The organism is Rhizobium sp. KDH_Rht_773_N, assembly GCF_052946295.1.
Map to the genome: position 1 here is coordinate 4,286,405 of NZ_CM129525.1, position 14,767 is coordinate 4,301,171.

A 14,767-nucleotide genomic window follows, 5' to 3' on the forward strand; every position below is an offset into this window, starting at 1 on the left:
GAGAGACCGCCGCGGAGCCTGTGTTCCCGACAAGTGTTTCACTTTCGCCATGGGAGGTACAAATGGCCAGTTCCGTCAAAGCAATACTCGATCTGAAGGGTCGTGACGTCGTCACCACCGGGCCGAATACCACGGTTGCGGAGGCGGCTCAGATTCTCAGCAAGAAGAAGATCGGCGCGATCGTCGTCGTCGGCATGGAAAACAAGATTTCCGGCATGTTCACCGAGCGCGACCTCGTGCATGTCATCGCCAAATCCGGCAAGGACGGGCTCGACCAGGCGCTGTCTTCCGTCATGACCTCGAAGGTGTTCCGCTGCAACGAACAGACCTCGGTCAACCAGCTCATGGAGCTGATGACGAGCAAGCGCTTCCGCCACGTCCCGGTCGAGGCCAACGGCAAGCTCGCCGGCATCATTTCGATCGGTGACGTCGTGAAGTCGCGCATTGCCGAGGTCGAGCGCGAGGCCGAAGAGATCAAGGCCTATATTGCAAGCTGAACGATCCTTTATTCGATGTAATTCCAGCAAGACCACTGAACATTTTTGCTGGAATTGCTTCTTTGTTTGAACGCAATTCCGGACGCAAAATCGCTGCACACTTTTGCTGGAATTGCTCTTTTGTCTGAACGCAATTCCGCACGCAAAACCGCTGCACACTTTTGCTGGAATTGCTCTTTTGTCTGAACGCAATTCCGCACGCAAAACCGCTGCGCACTTTTGCTGGAATTGCTCTTTTGTCTGAACGCAATTCCGGACGCAGAACCGCTGCGCACTTTTGCTGGAATTGCTTTTCTTGTCTTACGCAATTCCGGACGCAAAACCGCTGCGCACTTTTGCTGGAATTGCTTATGCCTCAGGGATGCCTGGCGTAGAGTTCCTGCATGCGCTGCAGTTCGGGCAGCCTTGCCCGGGCTTCCTCATAGCCACGCTCGATGGCTTCGCCCGCACGGTGGAACTCCGACAGGCCGATATCCGACAGGCGCGGCTGCAGCGAAATGTCAGGCGGATCGCCGGCAAGGCGGGCACGCGCGATACGGTCCTGGATGATGTTGAAAGCCTGCACCATCACGCCGGTCATGCCCATGCGTGCGGAATAGGGCGCATCCTTCTGCTGCTGCACTTCGGCCGGCGAGAGGCTGGCATTGTGGCGGACGACGGCGGAGCGGCCGTAGAGATCGTAGTTGAGATTGACGGCGACGACGAGCGGCTGCTCGTAGCTGCGGCAGACGGACACCGGCACCGGATTGACGAGGGCACCATCGACGAGCGTGCGATTGTTGCTGCGCACCGGCTCGAAGATACCGGGAAGGGCGTAGGAGGCGCGGATCGCCGTAATCAGCGAGCCGTTGGCGATCCAGACTTCGTGGCCGGTATTGACCTCCGCAGCCACGGCAACGAAGGGTCGGTCGAGATCTTCGATCGTCAGTCCTTCCAGATGTTCCTGCATGCGCTTGGTCAGCCGCATGCCGCCGAACAGGCCGGAACCGCCGATCGTCAGGTCGAGAAGGCTTGCAATGCGGCGCATGGTGAGCGAGCGGGCGAAACTTTCCAGCTCGTCCAGCTTGCCGGCGAGATAGCAGCCGCCGACGAGCGCGCCGATCGAGGTGCCGGCGATCATGCCGATTTCGATGCTCGCCTCATCGAGCGCACGCAACACGCCGATATGCGCCCAGCCGCGGGCAGCGCCGCCGCCGAGCGCAAGAGCAAGCTTTGCTTTCTTTTCGGGAACGGGGAGCGGGGGAGAAACCGGCGCATCGTCACGCATCGCCGAGCTCGAACCGCCCCCGTCGGAGCTTTGACGATTCATACTCCAGCCCAACATGGCGTTCCTTCCTCCCGGCAGAACACTTTGGCCCCTTACTGGGTTCCTATTAACCGCCCCGAACCCTTTCCAAATTGTATATAGAGGCGACCGGCGTCGCAATAAGGGGCGGGCGGCCGGGATGAAGCCTATTTTCCGTAGACGTCGTTGGGATCGAAATGCAGGTCGTCGTCGACGATGGTCAGCATGGGCTTTCCGTCCTCAAGCGTGACGGTGCGGTAGAAGCAGGAGCGTCGGCCCGTGTGACAGGTTGCGTCATGGCCGGCGACCTCGACCTTCAGCCAGATGGCGTCCTGGTCGCAATCGGTGCGGATCTCCTTGACGGTCTGCAGGTTGCCCGAAGTTTCGCCCTTCTTCCAGATCTTGCCGCGCGAGCGGCTGAAATAGTGGGCGATGCCGGTCTGGATGGTGAGCGCCAGGGCCTGCGCATTCATATGGGCGACCATCAGCAGCTCACCGTCACCGGCATCGGTGACGATGGCGGTAATCAGGCCGCGATCGTCGAAGCGCGGCGTAAAATCGCCGGCATCCTCCAGCTCGGACTTGTCGTCAGACGGCTGGTTGAAAATCAGTTCACGCATCGCGGCCCTCCTGAGGGAGCCGGTGTCAGCGGCCCCTTACCATTGTCATGAATCGGACCTGATCGGCCGGTTCAGTCTTGAACGTTCCTGTAAAGGTTGTCGTCAATGTGGTCGAGCCCTGCTTCTGAACGCCGCGCATGGCCATGCACATATGTTCGGCCTCGATCATGACGGCCACACCGCGCGGGCGCAGCGTTTCATCGATCGCGGTGGCGATCTGCGAGGTCATCGTTTCCTGGGTCTGCAGGCGGCGACCGTAGATTTCGACGACACGGGCGATCTTGGAAAGGCCGAGCACGCGTCCGTCCGGCATATAGGCGACATGCGCCTTGCCGATGATCGGCACCATATGATGTTCGCAGTGGGAGAAGAAGGGAATGTCCTTCACCAGCACCATGTCGTCATAGCCGGCAACCTCTTCGAAGGTACGGCCGAGCACGTCTTCCGGGCTCATCTCATAGCCGGCGAAGAGCTCGCGATAGGACTTGGCGACACGGGCAGGCGTATCCAGCAGGCCTTCGCGCGAAGGATCGTCGCCGGCCCAGCGCAGCAGGACGCGAACGGCGTCCTCTGCCTCCTGCTGGGAGGGGCGATCGGATTCACGGACGGTATGCGGAAAATTCTTGACGATGGCGTCCATATTCAATGGTCTCCTGGCCCGCAACGCGGACCGTATTCGGACTAGCCACTGGTACCCCAAGCGGGAATTCTTGCACCTTTGGCAGGCTCCGGGGCTTTCCAGGCTCGCTTTCTCGAACCCTTCCGGCACGGTTTCCCAATCAAACTTATCCGAGGCCATTGCATTTCAATGACCCTCGAACGACATACATATAGGAAGACGACCCCGGTATGTAAGTATGCTGTCGTTTGACTGTGTGTTTTTTGTTTACATGACAATCACATAGGAATTAGCGTCGCTTTTAGGCGTTTTTGGAGCCAAATCCGTCATGGACGACATCTATAACAGCAAAATCCTCGAATTTGCCGGCAATATTCCGCTGACCGGCACGCTTGACGATGCGGATGCGAGCGCGCAGGCGCATTCCAGGCTCTGCGGATCGAAGGTGCGCATCTGGCTGAAAATGGACGGCGACAGGATCACCGCCTTTTCGCATGACGTGAAGGCCTGCGCGCTCGGGCAGGCATCCTCCTCGATCATGGCCCGCCACGTCGTCGGCGCGACAGCAGGCGAGGTGCGCAAGGCGCGCGAGGACATGCTTGCCATGCTGAAGGCAGACGGCGAGGGGCCGGATGGACGGTTTGCCGACATGCGCTATCTTCTTCCCGTGCGTGATTACAAGGCGCGCCACGCCTCCACCATGCTGACCTTCGACGCCGTTGTCGACGCCATCAGCCAGGTCGAGGCCAGGCGCGCGGAGGCTATCGAGGCGTAAGCCATGTGTGAATTCTGCCTGCTGCGCGAAGAGGAGGACGAGGGCGGTGCCGCCGCGCCCGAACCTCGCCCTGCGCGGCCGCAGAAATTCTCCCGCAACTATGCCGGCCCGTTCCGCAAGACGCCGGACCGGCTTTTCGGGATGGGGCTGATCCGCCTCTATCAGCTGACGCTTTCGGGCTTCGTCGGCAATTCGTGCCGGCACATCCCGACCTGTTCCGAATACGGCTACGAGGCCGTCGCCCGCCACGGGCTCTGGGCCGGAGGCTGGATGACGCTCTTCCGCGTGGGCCGCTGCGGCCCGGGCGGCACGAGCGGGCTCGACCCCGTGCCGGAACATCTTGCAATGCGTTACCGCTGGTTCACGCCCTGGCGTTATTTCGCGCTCGGGCGAAAGGAGGCATAAGGTGTGCACCTTCATCGCACTTCTGCACAGCATCGTGCTGAGTTCCGAGCGACGCGTGATCATGGAGGATCTGCGCGCGCTTGCCGAAGAACTCGGCTATCGCGAACCGCGCACGCTGGTCTCAACCGGCAACCTCGTTTTCGAGGCAGACAATATGCGGCCGCACGAGGTCGAAGAGCAGCTGGAAGAGGCTTTCGAAGAAAAGTTCGGCAAGCATGTCGATATCATCGTGCGCAGCGACTGCACCTGGATGGCGCTTTGCAGCGCCAATCCCTTCAAGGACGGCAAAGGCGATCAGGTGATCGTGCGCGTCAGCCGGCTGCCGATCGATCCGGAAAAGGTCGAAGCGTTAAAACCGCTGCTTGCCGACGGGCAGCGGATGGAACTGATCGGCTGCGATCTCTGGATCGATTTCCACGGCAAGCCGAGCCAATCCAAACTGCTGTCTGCGCTCAGCACCAAGCGCATGGGTGTCGGCACGCTGCGCAACTGGAACACCGTGCGCGGCCTTTTCGAAATGGTGCTTTAGGTGCAGGAAGAACACGCCTTCGTTGCTTTTCATCGGGGGCGGAAAATTACACTTGCAGTTGAATAAGTTGGGGATATCACTGTAGTTCCCCGCACGATTTTTCAGATGCTGTACTCATGAAGTTCTCTCGGTATTTCGCCACCGCGTCGTTTTTTCTTGCCCTTGCCACTGTCAATTTTCCGGCAACTGCTGCAAGCGCAGCCCAAACAGCATCGGAAACAAAGTGCCGCTACCTCGCGCGCGATGGCGTGTTCGTTGACAATCTCGCTTATTGGCGGGATGCGCTTTCCGCCTGCGAAACCTATCTGCAGGCGGATCCAGGCTCTGTCGATGCCCGTTATTTCGTGCTCGCAAGCCAGTTCAACCTCCAGCAATATGAGTCAGCGCTCAGCGGCTTTGAGGCATTGGCCGCCCAGGGACATGCCGCTTCGATGGACTACCTGGCAACGGCATATGCTTACGGTTTCGGGCGCGGACGCGACTTCAAGATAGCCTTGTCCTGGCTGGAAAAGGCAAGAGAAGCAGGCGATCCGCGCTCGGCCGAATATCTCGGAGAGATGTATAAGCTCGGGTGGGGTGTCGCACAGGATTTCGATGCTGCCCGGACCTATTTCGAACTTGCAGACCGGCTGGGCTACATTCCCGCCAAGAGATCCCTTGCGTGGATGTATCTGGATGGGATTGGCATTCCTGTCGATGCCAATAGAGGTTTTGGGCTGCTTTCAGTTGCGGCGGAGCTGGGCGACGAAGGCGCGGCCATAGATGTCGCGTATCTTCACATGGAAGGCATTGGAACAGAAAGGAACCCGGTCCGTGCCGTTGCCTTGCTGGACGACATGGCGCGCAGAGGTTCCACCGATGCGATGCGGGCTCTTGCGCGACACTACCTGCGTGTGGGCGACAAGGCTCAGAAAAAGACGGCCGTCGATCTCCTTGAGAAAGCAGTGGACCTTGGCGACGGCGATGCCATGAAGGCGTTGGCAGATGTCTATGTCGCGGGCAAGGAAAGGACGCGCGACTTCGCAAAGGCCGAGGGCCTGCTTGATCAGGCAATTGCGCAAGGAAGCGTGCTTGGCTACCGAGGCAAGGCTTTGCTTTTCTCCAAGATGCCTGATCCGCGTTATGGCCAAGCCCTCTACTGGATGAAGGAAGCCGCCTCCCGTGGGGATGCTTATGCCATGTCAGAGGTCGGCGTCTTCTATGAGCGAGGTAAAGGTGTGCCGGTTGACGCGGGCGAAGCGCGCATCTGGTATGAGAAATCTGCCAAACTCGGAAGTCCTGACGGCGCCAGTCGTTTCGGCGAGTCACTCTATTTTGGAGTGGGCGGCCCTCGCGACGTCGAAAACGGCCTGAAATGGCTCCAGAAGGCAGCAGCGGCTGGCAGCACATACGCCATGCGGGAGCTTGCCTATGGTTATGAAAAGGGCGAGGGCCTTCCGAAGGACGCGGAAAAGGCTTTCGAGTGGTTCCAGAAGGCGGCCGATGCTGGGGATTCCAAGGCTTTTCTCGAAGTTGCCGACCGCCTCTATCAAGGTTCCGGCACCAGCGCCGATGCCCATAAATCTTTCGCCTGGTATCTCAAGGCGGCCGAAGGCGGTTCGGCCACGGCTCAGTATTCCGTCGCGCTCCTATACGCAAGGGGCGAGGGGACAGTCCAGGATTCGAGAGAAGCGGTGCGCTGGTTCAAAGCTGCTGCGGAGAACGGATATACACAGGCTTTCGCCGAGCTTGGTGCAATGTATGCCAATGATGCCAGCCTGCCGCGCGACGATGGGAAATCGACCGACTATCTCGAGAAGGGTGCGGCTGCCGGCGACACTTCGGCGATGATCCTGCTCGGAATCAAGTATGAGGATGGCGACGGAGTCACCCGCGACTATGCCAAGGCGATCGAATGGTACGAAGCCGCGGCCAACAAGAAATCCGCCGACGCGATGTACAGGCTCGGAATGCTCTATCGCTCAGCGGACGGCAACCAGAAAGATTATGGCAAGGCCCTGGAATGGCTGACGAAAGCCGGAGCCTACGGCAATGCGAAGGCACAATATTCCCTGGGCGATATGTACGAATATGGGCAGGGCGTGCCCATTGATCGCTCCAAGGCGCTCAGCTGGTTCATGATGGCTGCCTTCAAGCAATATCCCGAGGCAATGAATGCCGTCGGCTATTATTATCAGAATGGCATCGGCACGGAAGAAGACCAGACCATCGCTCGCGACTGGTATCAGAAGGCGGCCGATTCCGGATCTGCGGCCGGCGCGCTCAATCTCGCGTGGTACTATGAAAACGGCAAGGATCAGGATCAGGCAATCGCTTTCAAATATTACAAGAAATCCGCCGAGCTCAATTCGGCCGCAGGAATGTTCGCGCTCGGGCGTTTCTACGATGACGGCCGGGGAACTTCGGTCGACCGACAGGAAGCCATAAAATGGTATTTGCGGGCGACGGATGCGGGCTTCGCAAGAGCTGCCTATCGGCTGGCCTATGCCTATGACGCGACCTTCAGCTCGGATAATGCGGCCGAGAACATCCTGCTCGCAATCCGCCAGGGCGATGGACAGATTACCGACGAACTGAAGGTGTTTTCGCCCTTCACGCGCACGGCGCTGAAAAGAAGTCTTTCAAGACGCGGCCTTTACGATGGGCCGTTGGACGATGAGATCGATCAGCCCCTGAAATCGGCGCTCGCGAGCTACACCAGGACCTACGGCGGATAGGAGCCGCATCCTCCTTCGCTAGCCGATCGCCTCGCTTTTCCTTTACTCAGACACCAAATGTCAGTATCAGGCGGCAGCGCTTTCCGAATGGAATGACGCTTCCGTTTCAACCACCCGCATTCGTTGGCGGGACTGGACAAGGAGAATTTCAGTGTCCCAATCCGTTTCCCTGACATTTCCCGATGGTTCCGTGCGCAGCTTCCCGGCTGGCGCGACCGGCAAGGATGTCGCCGAATCCATTTCCAAGTCGCTTGCCAAGAGCGCCGTCGCCATTGCCATCGACGGCACCGTGCGCGACCTTTCCGATGCCGTGACCGACGGCAAGATCGAGATCATCACGCGCAAGGACGGCCGTGCGCTGGAACTGATCCGCCATGATGCCGCGCATGTGATGGCCGAAGCCGTGCAGGAATTGTGGCCCGGCACGCAGGTGACGATCGGCCCCGTCATCGAGAACGGCTTCTATTACGATTTCGCCAAGAACGAGCCCTTCACACCCGACGATCTGCCGAAGATCGAAAAGAAGATGAAGGAGATCATTGCCCGCAACGCGCCCTTCACCAAGGAAATCTGGTCGCGCGAGAAGGCCAAGGAAGTCTTTGCCGCCAAGGGCGAGCAGTACAAGGTCGAGCTCGTCGATGCCATTCCCGAAGGGCAGGACCTGAAGATCTATCATCAGGGCGACTGGTTCGACCTCTGCCGCGGCCCGCATATGGCCTCCACCGGCCAGATCGGCACCGCCTTCAAGCTGATGAAGGTTGCCGGCGCCTATTGGCGCGGCGACAGCAACAACGCCATGCTCTCGCGCATCTACGGCACGGCATGGGCCGACCAGGCCGAACTCGACAACTACCTGCACATGCTGGCGGAAGCCGAGAAGCGCGATCACCGCAAGCTCGGCCGCGAAATGGACCTGTTCCATTTCCAGGAAGAAGGCCCAGGCGTCGTCTTCTGGCACGGCAAGGGCTGGCGCATCTTCCAGTCGCTCGTCGCCTACATGCGCCGCCGTCTTGCCGTCGACTATCAGGAAGTCAACGCGCCGCAGGTGCTCGACACCGCGCTCTGGGAAACCTCGGGTCACTGGGGCTGGTACCAGGAAAACATGTTCGCCGTGAAATCGGCCCATGCCATGACGCATCCGGAAGACAAGGAAGCGGATAACCGCGTCTTCGCGCTGAAGCCGATGAACTGCCCCGGCCACGTGCAGATTTTCAAACACGGCCTGAAATCCTATCGCGAACTGCCGATCCGTCTCGCCGAATTCGGTCTCGTCCATCGCTACGAGCCCTCGGGCGCGCTGCACGGGCTGATGCGCGTGCGCGGCTTCACGCAGGACGACGCGCACATCTTCTGCACCGACGAGCAGATGGCGGCCGAATGCCTGAAGATCAACGACCTGATCCTGTCGGTCTATGAAGACTTCGGCTTCAAGGAAATCGTCGTGAAGCTTTCCACCCGGCCGGAAAAGCGCGTCGGCACCGATGCGCTGTGGGACCGTGCGGAAGCCGTCATGACCGACGTCTTGAAGACGATCGAGGCGCAGTCCGAGGGCCGCATCAAGACCGGCATCCTGCCGGGCGAGGGCGCTTTCTACGGGCCGAAATTCGAATATACGCTGAAGGACGCGATCGGCCGCGAATGGCAGTGCGGCACGACGCAGGTGGACTTCAACCTGCCGGAACGCTTCGGCGCCTTCTACATCGACAGCAATTCGGAAAAGACGCAGCCGGTGATGATCCATCGCGCCATCTGCGGCTCGATGGAACGCTTCCTCGGCATCCTCATCGAGAACTTCGCCGGCCATCTGCCGCTGTGGGTCTCGCCGTTGCAGGTCGTCGTCGCGACGATCACGTCTGAAGCCGACGGCTACGGCCAGGAAGTGGCCGACGCGCTGCGCGAGGCCGGACTGCATGTGGAGACCGACTTCCGTAACGAGAAGATCAATTACAAGATCCGCGAACATTCCGTTACGAAAGTTCCCGTCATCATCGTCTGCGGCAAGAAGGAAGCGGAAGAGCGCACGGTCAATATCCGCCGCCTCGGCAGCCAGGAACAGGTGTCGATGTCGCTCGATTCGGCGATCGAAAGCCTTGCCCTGGAGGCAACGCCGCCCGATATCCGCCGTAAGCTTGAGGCAAAGAAGGCAAAAGCAGCCTGAAATCGGCCTTTGGACAATGGCAGCGCCCGGCATTGACGTGCCCGGCGCTGTCAGAAATCTGACATGCAACAGCAATATAGCCGCCACAAAACAGGGGACGGGTTCATCCCGGCAGGCATTCGAGTGCGCTTCAAAGAGCTTTCCTACGCGAACGAACGGGACCCGCGCCTGAAGCGCTGGCTCATCCGCTCCATCGAGGGTCTTTCCGGCCGTGACCGCTATGTGCGGCTCTACGACATCTGGCGCAGCGATATCGTCGGCAAGAGCGACCGGGTCTTCGGCAAGATGCTCGACCTGATCGATGTCGAGGTCGATGTGAAGGGCAACTGGCCGCTCGAGCCCGTGCCGGACGAACCGATCGTCATTGTCGCCAACCATCCTTTCGGAATCGGCGACGGCATTGCCGTACTGGCGCTTGCCGAACAGCTCGGCCGGCCGTTCCGGGTGCTCATTCACAACGATCTCCTGAAGGTGCCCGAGATGGCCCCCTATTCGCTGCCGATCTCCTTCGAGGAGACGAAGGAAGCGATGGCGATGAACATGAAGAGCCGGCACGAGGCGGTGCGCCTGCTGAAGGAAGGCACGACGATCGTGGTTTTCCCGGCCGGCGGCGTGGCCACTGCCAAGAAGGGATTCGGCCGTGCCGAGGACCTGCCGTGGAAGATGTTTCCGGCCAAGCTTATCCAGGCGGCGCGCGCCAGCGTGCTGCCGATCTATTTCGAGGGCCAGAACGGCCGGCTCTTCCATCTCGCCAGCCGGGTTTCGATGACGCTGCGCCTGTCGCTGCTGATCCGCGAATTCCGCCGCCTTTCAGGCAGCACGATCACCGCGCATGTGGGCAAGGTATTGTCCTGGGAGGAATTGAGCAGCGGCAGCGACCGCAAGGATCTGCTCGCCCGTCTCTTCGACGCCGTCTTCTCGATGGCGCCGAAGAAGAAGGCCTTCCTCAAGCGCGCAAGCTGAAAAAAATCCCTGACGGTCGAAGCTGGCGTCAGTCCAGGCTGGCGCCATCCCCGCCGTTCTGCAGATCTTCATAGGACGGCAGAGGCGGCTGCGGCGGTATCTCGCCGCCCGGCTGGGGCACGCCCTTGGGCGCTGCCGCGCTCTGTCCCGGCGGCACGGCCGTGGCAGCGGGGGCGATCGGCTGCTGGGCCTGCTGATCCTTCATCAGCACTTCGACATCGGTATTGACGCCGGCAACGACGGTGAAGTCGCGCTGGTAGATCTTGTCCTTGTTGCGGGCAACCGCCGTATATTCGCCTTCCGACAGGACCATGGTCGGGAAGGCGCTGACACTTTCGCCGACGCTGTCGCCGGCGGCCGTCAGGATCGACCAGGCGGTATCGGCAATCGCTTCGCCGCCGGTTTCGGAGACCAGCTTGAAATTGATCTGCGCTGCCCGGTGCTGGATCGTTGCTTCGGTGAGCTTGCCGGCCTCCACCTGAATGTCGGCGCGAATGGTGGCGTTGACGTTGCCGTATTCGGAAACGACGTGATAGGTGCCGGCATTGAGGCGCACGACCGTGTTTGGCGGCACATCGGCCATTACAAGGCCGCGCTCGCCGTCGTCGCGCACTTCGGCGGAATAGATCGAGAAGCTCAGCTCATCCGGCCGGATGCGGACATCGGAGCCGGAGACGGCATTGAGCAGAAGGCCGCCGGCGTCGAGCACCATCACCTGTTTGTCGACCTCGCCTTCATCCGGCACCGTCAGCTTCTTGGTGACGCCGGCGCGACCGAAGGAAACGTTGACGAAATAGTCTCCGGCTGCGAGCTGGAATTCCGCCGTGCCGCCACGAGAGCTTGCGATCAGCGGCAGCTTGCCGTCGGCCCCGGCGACCGGGCTGAATACATACCAGGAAAGCCCGTCCTCGACGGGCGCACCGTCAGCCGTCAATTTGGCTTCCAGCGAGACGTCACGCAGATGCACGCCCTCCCGTGCCGCCCCCGGCGCGATGAACGCGTTGAGCTTCGGCATTTTCGGGGTCGATTCGAGCTGCTTGAAATCCTTGAAAGCGTCCTGGGCGGCAGCGCCGAACGACGTCAGCATGACAAGGGCAATAGCAAGGCCGATCCGTGCAAAAGGCAAAATGCCAGACATCCTGTTCGTGAACCGATTGACTTCTGAAATCGCAGAGTCCACTTCAAGACCAATGCCATGGCAAATTCAAGACCTCCGGCCTCCCTCTGCATACAAATGAGAGTTTCTCCCGCATGAAATCCGACATCAAACTGATCGATTACCTCGCCGTGCGCCGCTCCATCCCAGCGTTCCAGATGTGCGAACCGGGGCCGGAAAAGGCCGAGATCGAGGAAATCCTGCGTCTCGCATCGCGCGTTCCCGACCATGGCAAGCTCGCCCCCTGGCGCTTCATCGTCTATCGCGGCGAAGAACGCGTGCGGCTCGGCGAGGAACTGCTGAAACTCGCGCTCGACGCCAAGCCCGACCTCTCCGAGGAGATGATCCAGGTCGAGCGCACCCGCTTTACCCGCGCGCCCGTCGTCGTCGGCATCGTCAGCAAGGCCGGCCCGCATTTCAAGATCCCGGAATGGGAGCAGATCATGTCGGCGGGCGCCCTGTGCCTCAACGTCATCCTGGCCGCCAATGCGCATGGCTATGTCGCCAACTGGCTGACGGAGTGGTTCGCCTTCGACGAGCGCGCCTATCCGCTGCTCGGCGTCCAGCCGGGCGAAAAGGTCGCCGGCTTCATCCATATCGGCTCCACGACCTTCCCGCCCGTCGAGCGTCCGCGCCCCGAACTGATCGAGACCGTCACCTGGGTCGGCGGCGAAGACTGATGTTCTATACGACGGATACGAACCGGCACGGGCTGGCGCACGACCCCTTCAAGGCAATCGTCGCGCCGCGCCCGATCGGCTGGATCGGCAGCAAGGGCAGGGACGGGTCGCTCAATCTCGCGCCCTATTCCTTCTTCAACGCGGTTGCCGACAAGCCGAAGCTGGTGATGTTTTCCTCAAGCGGGCACAAGCACAGCCAGCGGAACGCGCGGGAAACCGGCGTCTTCACCTGCAATTTCGTCAGCCGCCACCTGGCGGAAAGGATGAACCTTTCGTCGGCCGCGCTGCCGTATGGCGCAAGCGAATTCGACTATGCCGGGCTGACGCCGAAGCAGGCGGAGCTCATCGATGCGCCCTGTGTCGCGGAGGCTTTCGCCGTGCTGGAATGCAGGGTGACGGAGATCATCGAGCCGAAGACGCTTTCGGGCGAAGCCACGGAGAATGTCTTCGTCTTCGGCCAGGTCGTCGGCATCCGTATCGATGAGGCCGTCGTCAGGGATGGCCGGTTCGATGCGGCCCTGGCGCGGCCGGTCGCGCGCATGGGTTATATGGATTATTGCGAGGGCAGCGATGTCTTCGAAATGTTCCGGCCGAAAGCCTGACGACTGCCGCGCAAGTCCTAACAAACATGGTGAACCAATCTTAAACTTTTTCCGGCTACCGTCCCTGTATTGAATGAGGCGCGAAGGAATCGCGTTCAGTGCTGGGGCGTGGTCGTGATCATTGAGGCATTTCTTCGTTGGGCCGAGACGGCCAAGGCCGCTGACCGGGCTGCCGCCGCGAGTGCTCTGGGACGTGTCTATCTCCGGTCGGAAATGTCGGAGGAGCGGCGCGAGGCGGCCGAGAAGGCGATGACCTATCTGCTCGACGATCCGTCGCCGCGTGTGCGCCTTGCACTTGCCGAAGCGATTGCCTGGGCGCCGCATGCGCCGCGCAGCATCATTCTTTCGCTTGCCGAGGATCAGCCGGAAATCGCCTGCCACGCGGTCACCTGCTCGCCGGTCCTGACCGATGCCGATCTCGTCGATCTTGCCGCACGCGGCACTGCCACGACGCGAATGCTGATTGCGGCGCGCGCCCATGTGGCGCGCCCGGTTTCGGCAGCCCTTGCCGAAGTCGGCGACGAGGATGAAGTGCTCTGCCTGCTGGAAAACGACGGTGCCGCGATCTCCGCGCAATCGCTGAAACGGATTGCCGAGCGGCTGGGCGATATCAGCGATATCAGGAACCTGCTGCTCGACCGCACCGACCTGCCGGCCGATGCCCGCCAGCTCCTGACGCAGCATGTCAGCAATGCGCTGGTCGGCCTGCCGCTGGCGCAGGCGGCGATCGGCCTGCAGCGGCTGCAGCGCATCAGCCGCGAGGCGACGGAAGCGGCGATCGTTTCCATCGCCGGCGATATCGCACCGGTCGAAGTGCCCGATCTCGTCGAGCATCTGCGCCTGAACGAACGGCTGACGCCGTCCTTCCTCATGCATGCGCTCTGCTGCGGCAAGGTGGAATTCTTCGCCTCCGCCATCGTCAACCTGTCAGGTTGCAGCGACCGCCGCGTGCGGGCAATCCTGGCCACCGGGCGTATGCATGCCGTGCGTGCACTCTATGAATCCGCCGGCCTGCCGCGCGACATCAGCATCATCTTTGTGGAGGCGACGCTTCTGTGGCGTGAAGCTTCGCGCAAGTCGTCGGCCTCGCTGCTCGGCAGCATCTGCGGGCGCCTGCTGCAGACGTTCCACAACAGGGCAGGCCAGCACGACGCGGTCGGCGAACTTCTCGACATGGTGGAGAAGCTGCATGTGGCCGAGCAGCGCCGCTCGGCGCGCGTCTACGCCTCGCTTGCGGCGGCCTAATCGGCGATACGGGCGGCAGCCCAGGAATAGCTTGCGGAGACGAAGTGCAACGGTTTCGCCAGGGTGCTTCTCACGTCCTGGCCGGAAGGCAGGCTGGCGCGAACGCGCCCGGCGATCGTATCCACGACGCCGCCAAGACCATCCCGCTGCTCGGATATTTCAGGCGCTGCCGGAGCGGCCGGCGCCGGCTTGGCCGGTTCGGCGGCGGCAAGCGATTTTGGCGCCTCGCAGACGGCAATGACGGTCGGATAGCTGGCATTGGCATAGGTCTTCAGCCTTTGCTCGGCCTCGGCATCGCAGGCGACCACGGTTTCCCAGCGTTTGTCGACCGTGGCGACGTAGCTGCACTGGCTGACGGAATCGTCGCAACCGAGGATCGTCATGGCGATGAGGACGGCTTGCATATTTTGCCTCCGTGGCTATTGAACGTGTCATCACCTTCGAAAACACAATTCCAACGGAATGAAGGCAGCGAGATTAACTCCCTGTCATGTACGGGGAAATTGCGCGTGTCGT

The 14,767-nt window shown here is 61.0% G+C and carries 15 protein-coding genes; 10 read left to right on the plus strand and 5 right to left on the minus strand.

The annotated features are described in order from the left end of the window. The first annotated feature begins 62 nt into the window (after positions 1-62). Positions 63-497, plus strand: a complete 435-nt coding sequence (locus ACU8HS_RS21305) for a CBS domain-containing protein (protein ID WP_112567767.1) — start codon at positions 63-65, stop codon at positions 495-497. A gap of 355 nt (positions 498-852) precedes the next feature. Here ACU8HS_RS21305 and ACU8HS_RS21310 read toward each other — a convergent pair whose 3' ends face one another. The 3 genes from ACU8HS_RS21310 to folE form a co-directional block, all read right to left on the minus strand. Continuing rightward, on the minus strand, positions 853-1,821 hold the full coding sequence (locus ACU8HS_RS21310) for a patatin-like phospholipase family protein (protein WP_112567769.1): 969 nt from the start codon (positions 1,819-1,821) through the stop codon (positions 853-855). Positions 1,822-1,949: 128 nt separating this feature from the next. Continuing rightward, the gene (gene hisI, locus ACU8HS_RS21315) at positions 1,950-2,402 is read right to left on the minus strand and encodes a phosphoribosyl-AMP cyclohydrolase (RefSeq protein ID WP_112567771.1); all 453 of its coding nucleotides are present in this window, start codon (positions 2,400-2,402) and stop codon (positions 1,950-1,952) included. Positions 2,403-2,427: 25 nt separating this feature from the next. After that, a complete protein-coding gene (folE, locus tag ACU8HS_RS21320) occupies positions 2,428-3,042 on the minus strand; it encodes a GTP cyclohydrolase I FolE (RefSeq protein WP_112567773.1) in 615 nt (204 codons plus the stop codon). A gap of 307 nt (positions 3,043-3,349) precedes the next feature. Here folE and ACU8HS_RS21325 point away from each other — a divergent pair, with 307 nt between their 5' ends. The 6 genes from ACU8HS_RS21325 to ACU8HS_RS21350 all read left to right on the plus strand — a co-directional run bounded on the left by ACU8HS_RS21325 (position 3,350) and on the right by ACU8HS_RS21350 (position 10,568). Further along, the gene (locus ACU8HS_RS21325; protein WP_112705548.1) at positions 3,350-3,796 is read left to right on the plus strand and encodes an iron-sulfur cluster assembly scaffold protein; all 447 of its coding nucleotides are present in this window, start codon (positions 3,350-3,352) and stop codon (positions 3,794-3,796) included. 3 nt (positions 3,797-3,799) lie between these two features. Then, complete coding sequence (yidD, locus tag ACU8HS_RS21330) at positions 3,800-4,201, plus strand: membrane protein insertion efficiency factor YidD (protein WP_112757742.1); 402 nt, start codon at positions 3,800-3,802, stop codon at positions 4,199-4,201. Position 4,202: 1 nt separating this feature from the next. Next, the gene (locus ACU8HS_RS21335; protein WP_112567779.1) at positions 4,203-4,730 is read left to right on the plus strand and encodes a DUF1697 domain-containing protein; all 528 of its coding nucleotides are present in this window, start codon (positions 4,203-4,205) and stop codon (positions 4,728-4,730) included. A gap of 248 nt (positions 4,731-4,978) precedes the next feature. After that, complete coding sequence (locus tag ACU8HS_RS21340) at positions 4,979-7,447, plus strand: SEL1-like repeat protein (RefSeq protein ID WP_447015151.1); 2,469 nt, start codon at positions 4,979-4,981, stop codon at positions 7,445-7,447. Positions 7,448-7,598: 151 nt separating this feature from the next. Further along, complete coding sequence (thrS, locus tag ACU8HS_RS21345; protein ID WP_447015152.1) at positions 7,599-9,605, plus strand: threonine--tRNA ligase; 2,007 nt, start codon at positions 7,599-7,601, stop codon at positions 9,603-9,605. A 123-nt stretch (positions 9,606-9,728) separates the two neighbouring features. Beyond that, the gene (locus tag ACU8HS_RS21350) at positions 9,729-10,568 is read left to right on the plus strand and encodes a lysophospholipid acyltransferase family protein (RefSeq protein ID WP_112567785.1); all 840 of its coding nucleotides are present in this window, start codon (positions 9,729-9,731) and stop codon (positions 10,566-10,568) included. 28 nt (positions 10,569-10,596) lie between these two features. Here ACU8HS_RS21350 and ACU8HS_RS21355 read toward each other — a convergent pair whose 3' ends face one another. Next, positions 10,597-11,706, minus strand: a complete 1,110-nt coding sequence (locus tag ACU8HS_RS21355; RefSeq protein ID WP_112567787.1) for a hypothetical protein — start codon at positions 11,704-11,706, stop codon at positions 10,597-10,599. Positions 11,707-11,819: 113 nt separating this feature from the next. On the opposite strand from ACU8HS_RS21355, the gene ACU8HS_RS21360 reads away from it, so the two are divergent. From ACU8HS_RS21360 to ACU8HS_RS21370, 3 genes are all read left to right on the plus strand, one after another. Continuing rightward, positions 11,820-12,404: a nitroreductase family protein gene (locus tag ACU8HS_RS21360; RefSeq protein ID WP_447015153.1), complete on the plus strand. Its 585-nt coding sequence runs from the start codon at positions 11,820-11,822 to the stop codon at positions 12,402-12,404. After that, positions 12,404-13,006, plus strand: coding sequence for a flavin reductase family protein (locus ACU8HS_RS21365; RefSeq protein ID WP_447015154.1), 603 nt, complete (start codon positions 12,404-12,406; stop codon positions 13,004-13,006). The genes ACU8HS_RS21360 and ACU8HS_RS21365 overlap by 1 nt, the downstream gene beginning before the upstream one ends. A 114-nt stretch (positions 13,007-13,120) precedes the next feature. Beyond that, positions 13,121-14,251, plus strand: coding sequence for a DUF2336 domain-containing protein (locus ACU8HS_RS21370; protein ID WP_112757782.1), 1,131 nt, complete (start codon positions 13,121-13,123; stop codon positions 14,249-14,251). Here ACU8HS_RS21370 and ACU8HS_RS21375 read toward each other — a convergent pair. After that, positions 14,248-14,655 (minus strand): hypothetical protein, encoded by a 408-nt coding sequence (locus ACU8HS_RS21375; protein ID WP_112567793.1) that lies wholly within the window; start codon positions 14,653-14,655, stop codon positions 14,248-14,250. The genes ACU8HS_RS21370 and ACU8HS_RS21375 overlap by 4 nt on opposite strands. Positions 14,656-14,767: the final 112 nt, after the last annotated feature.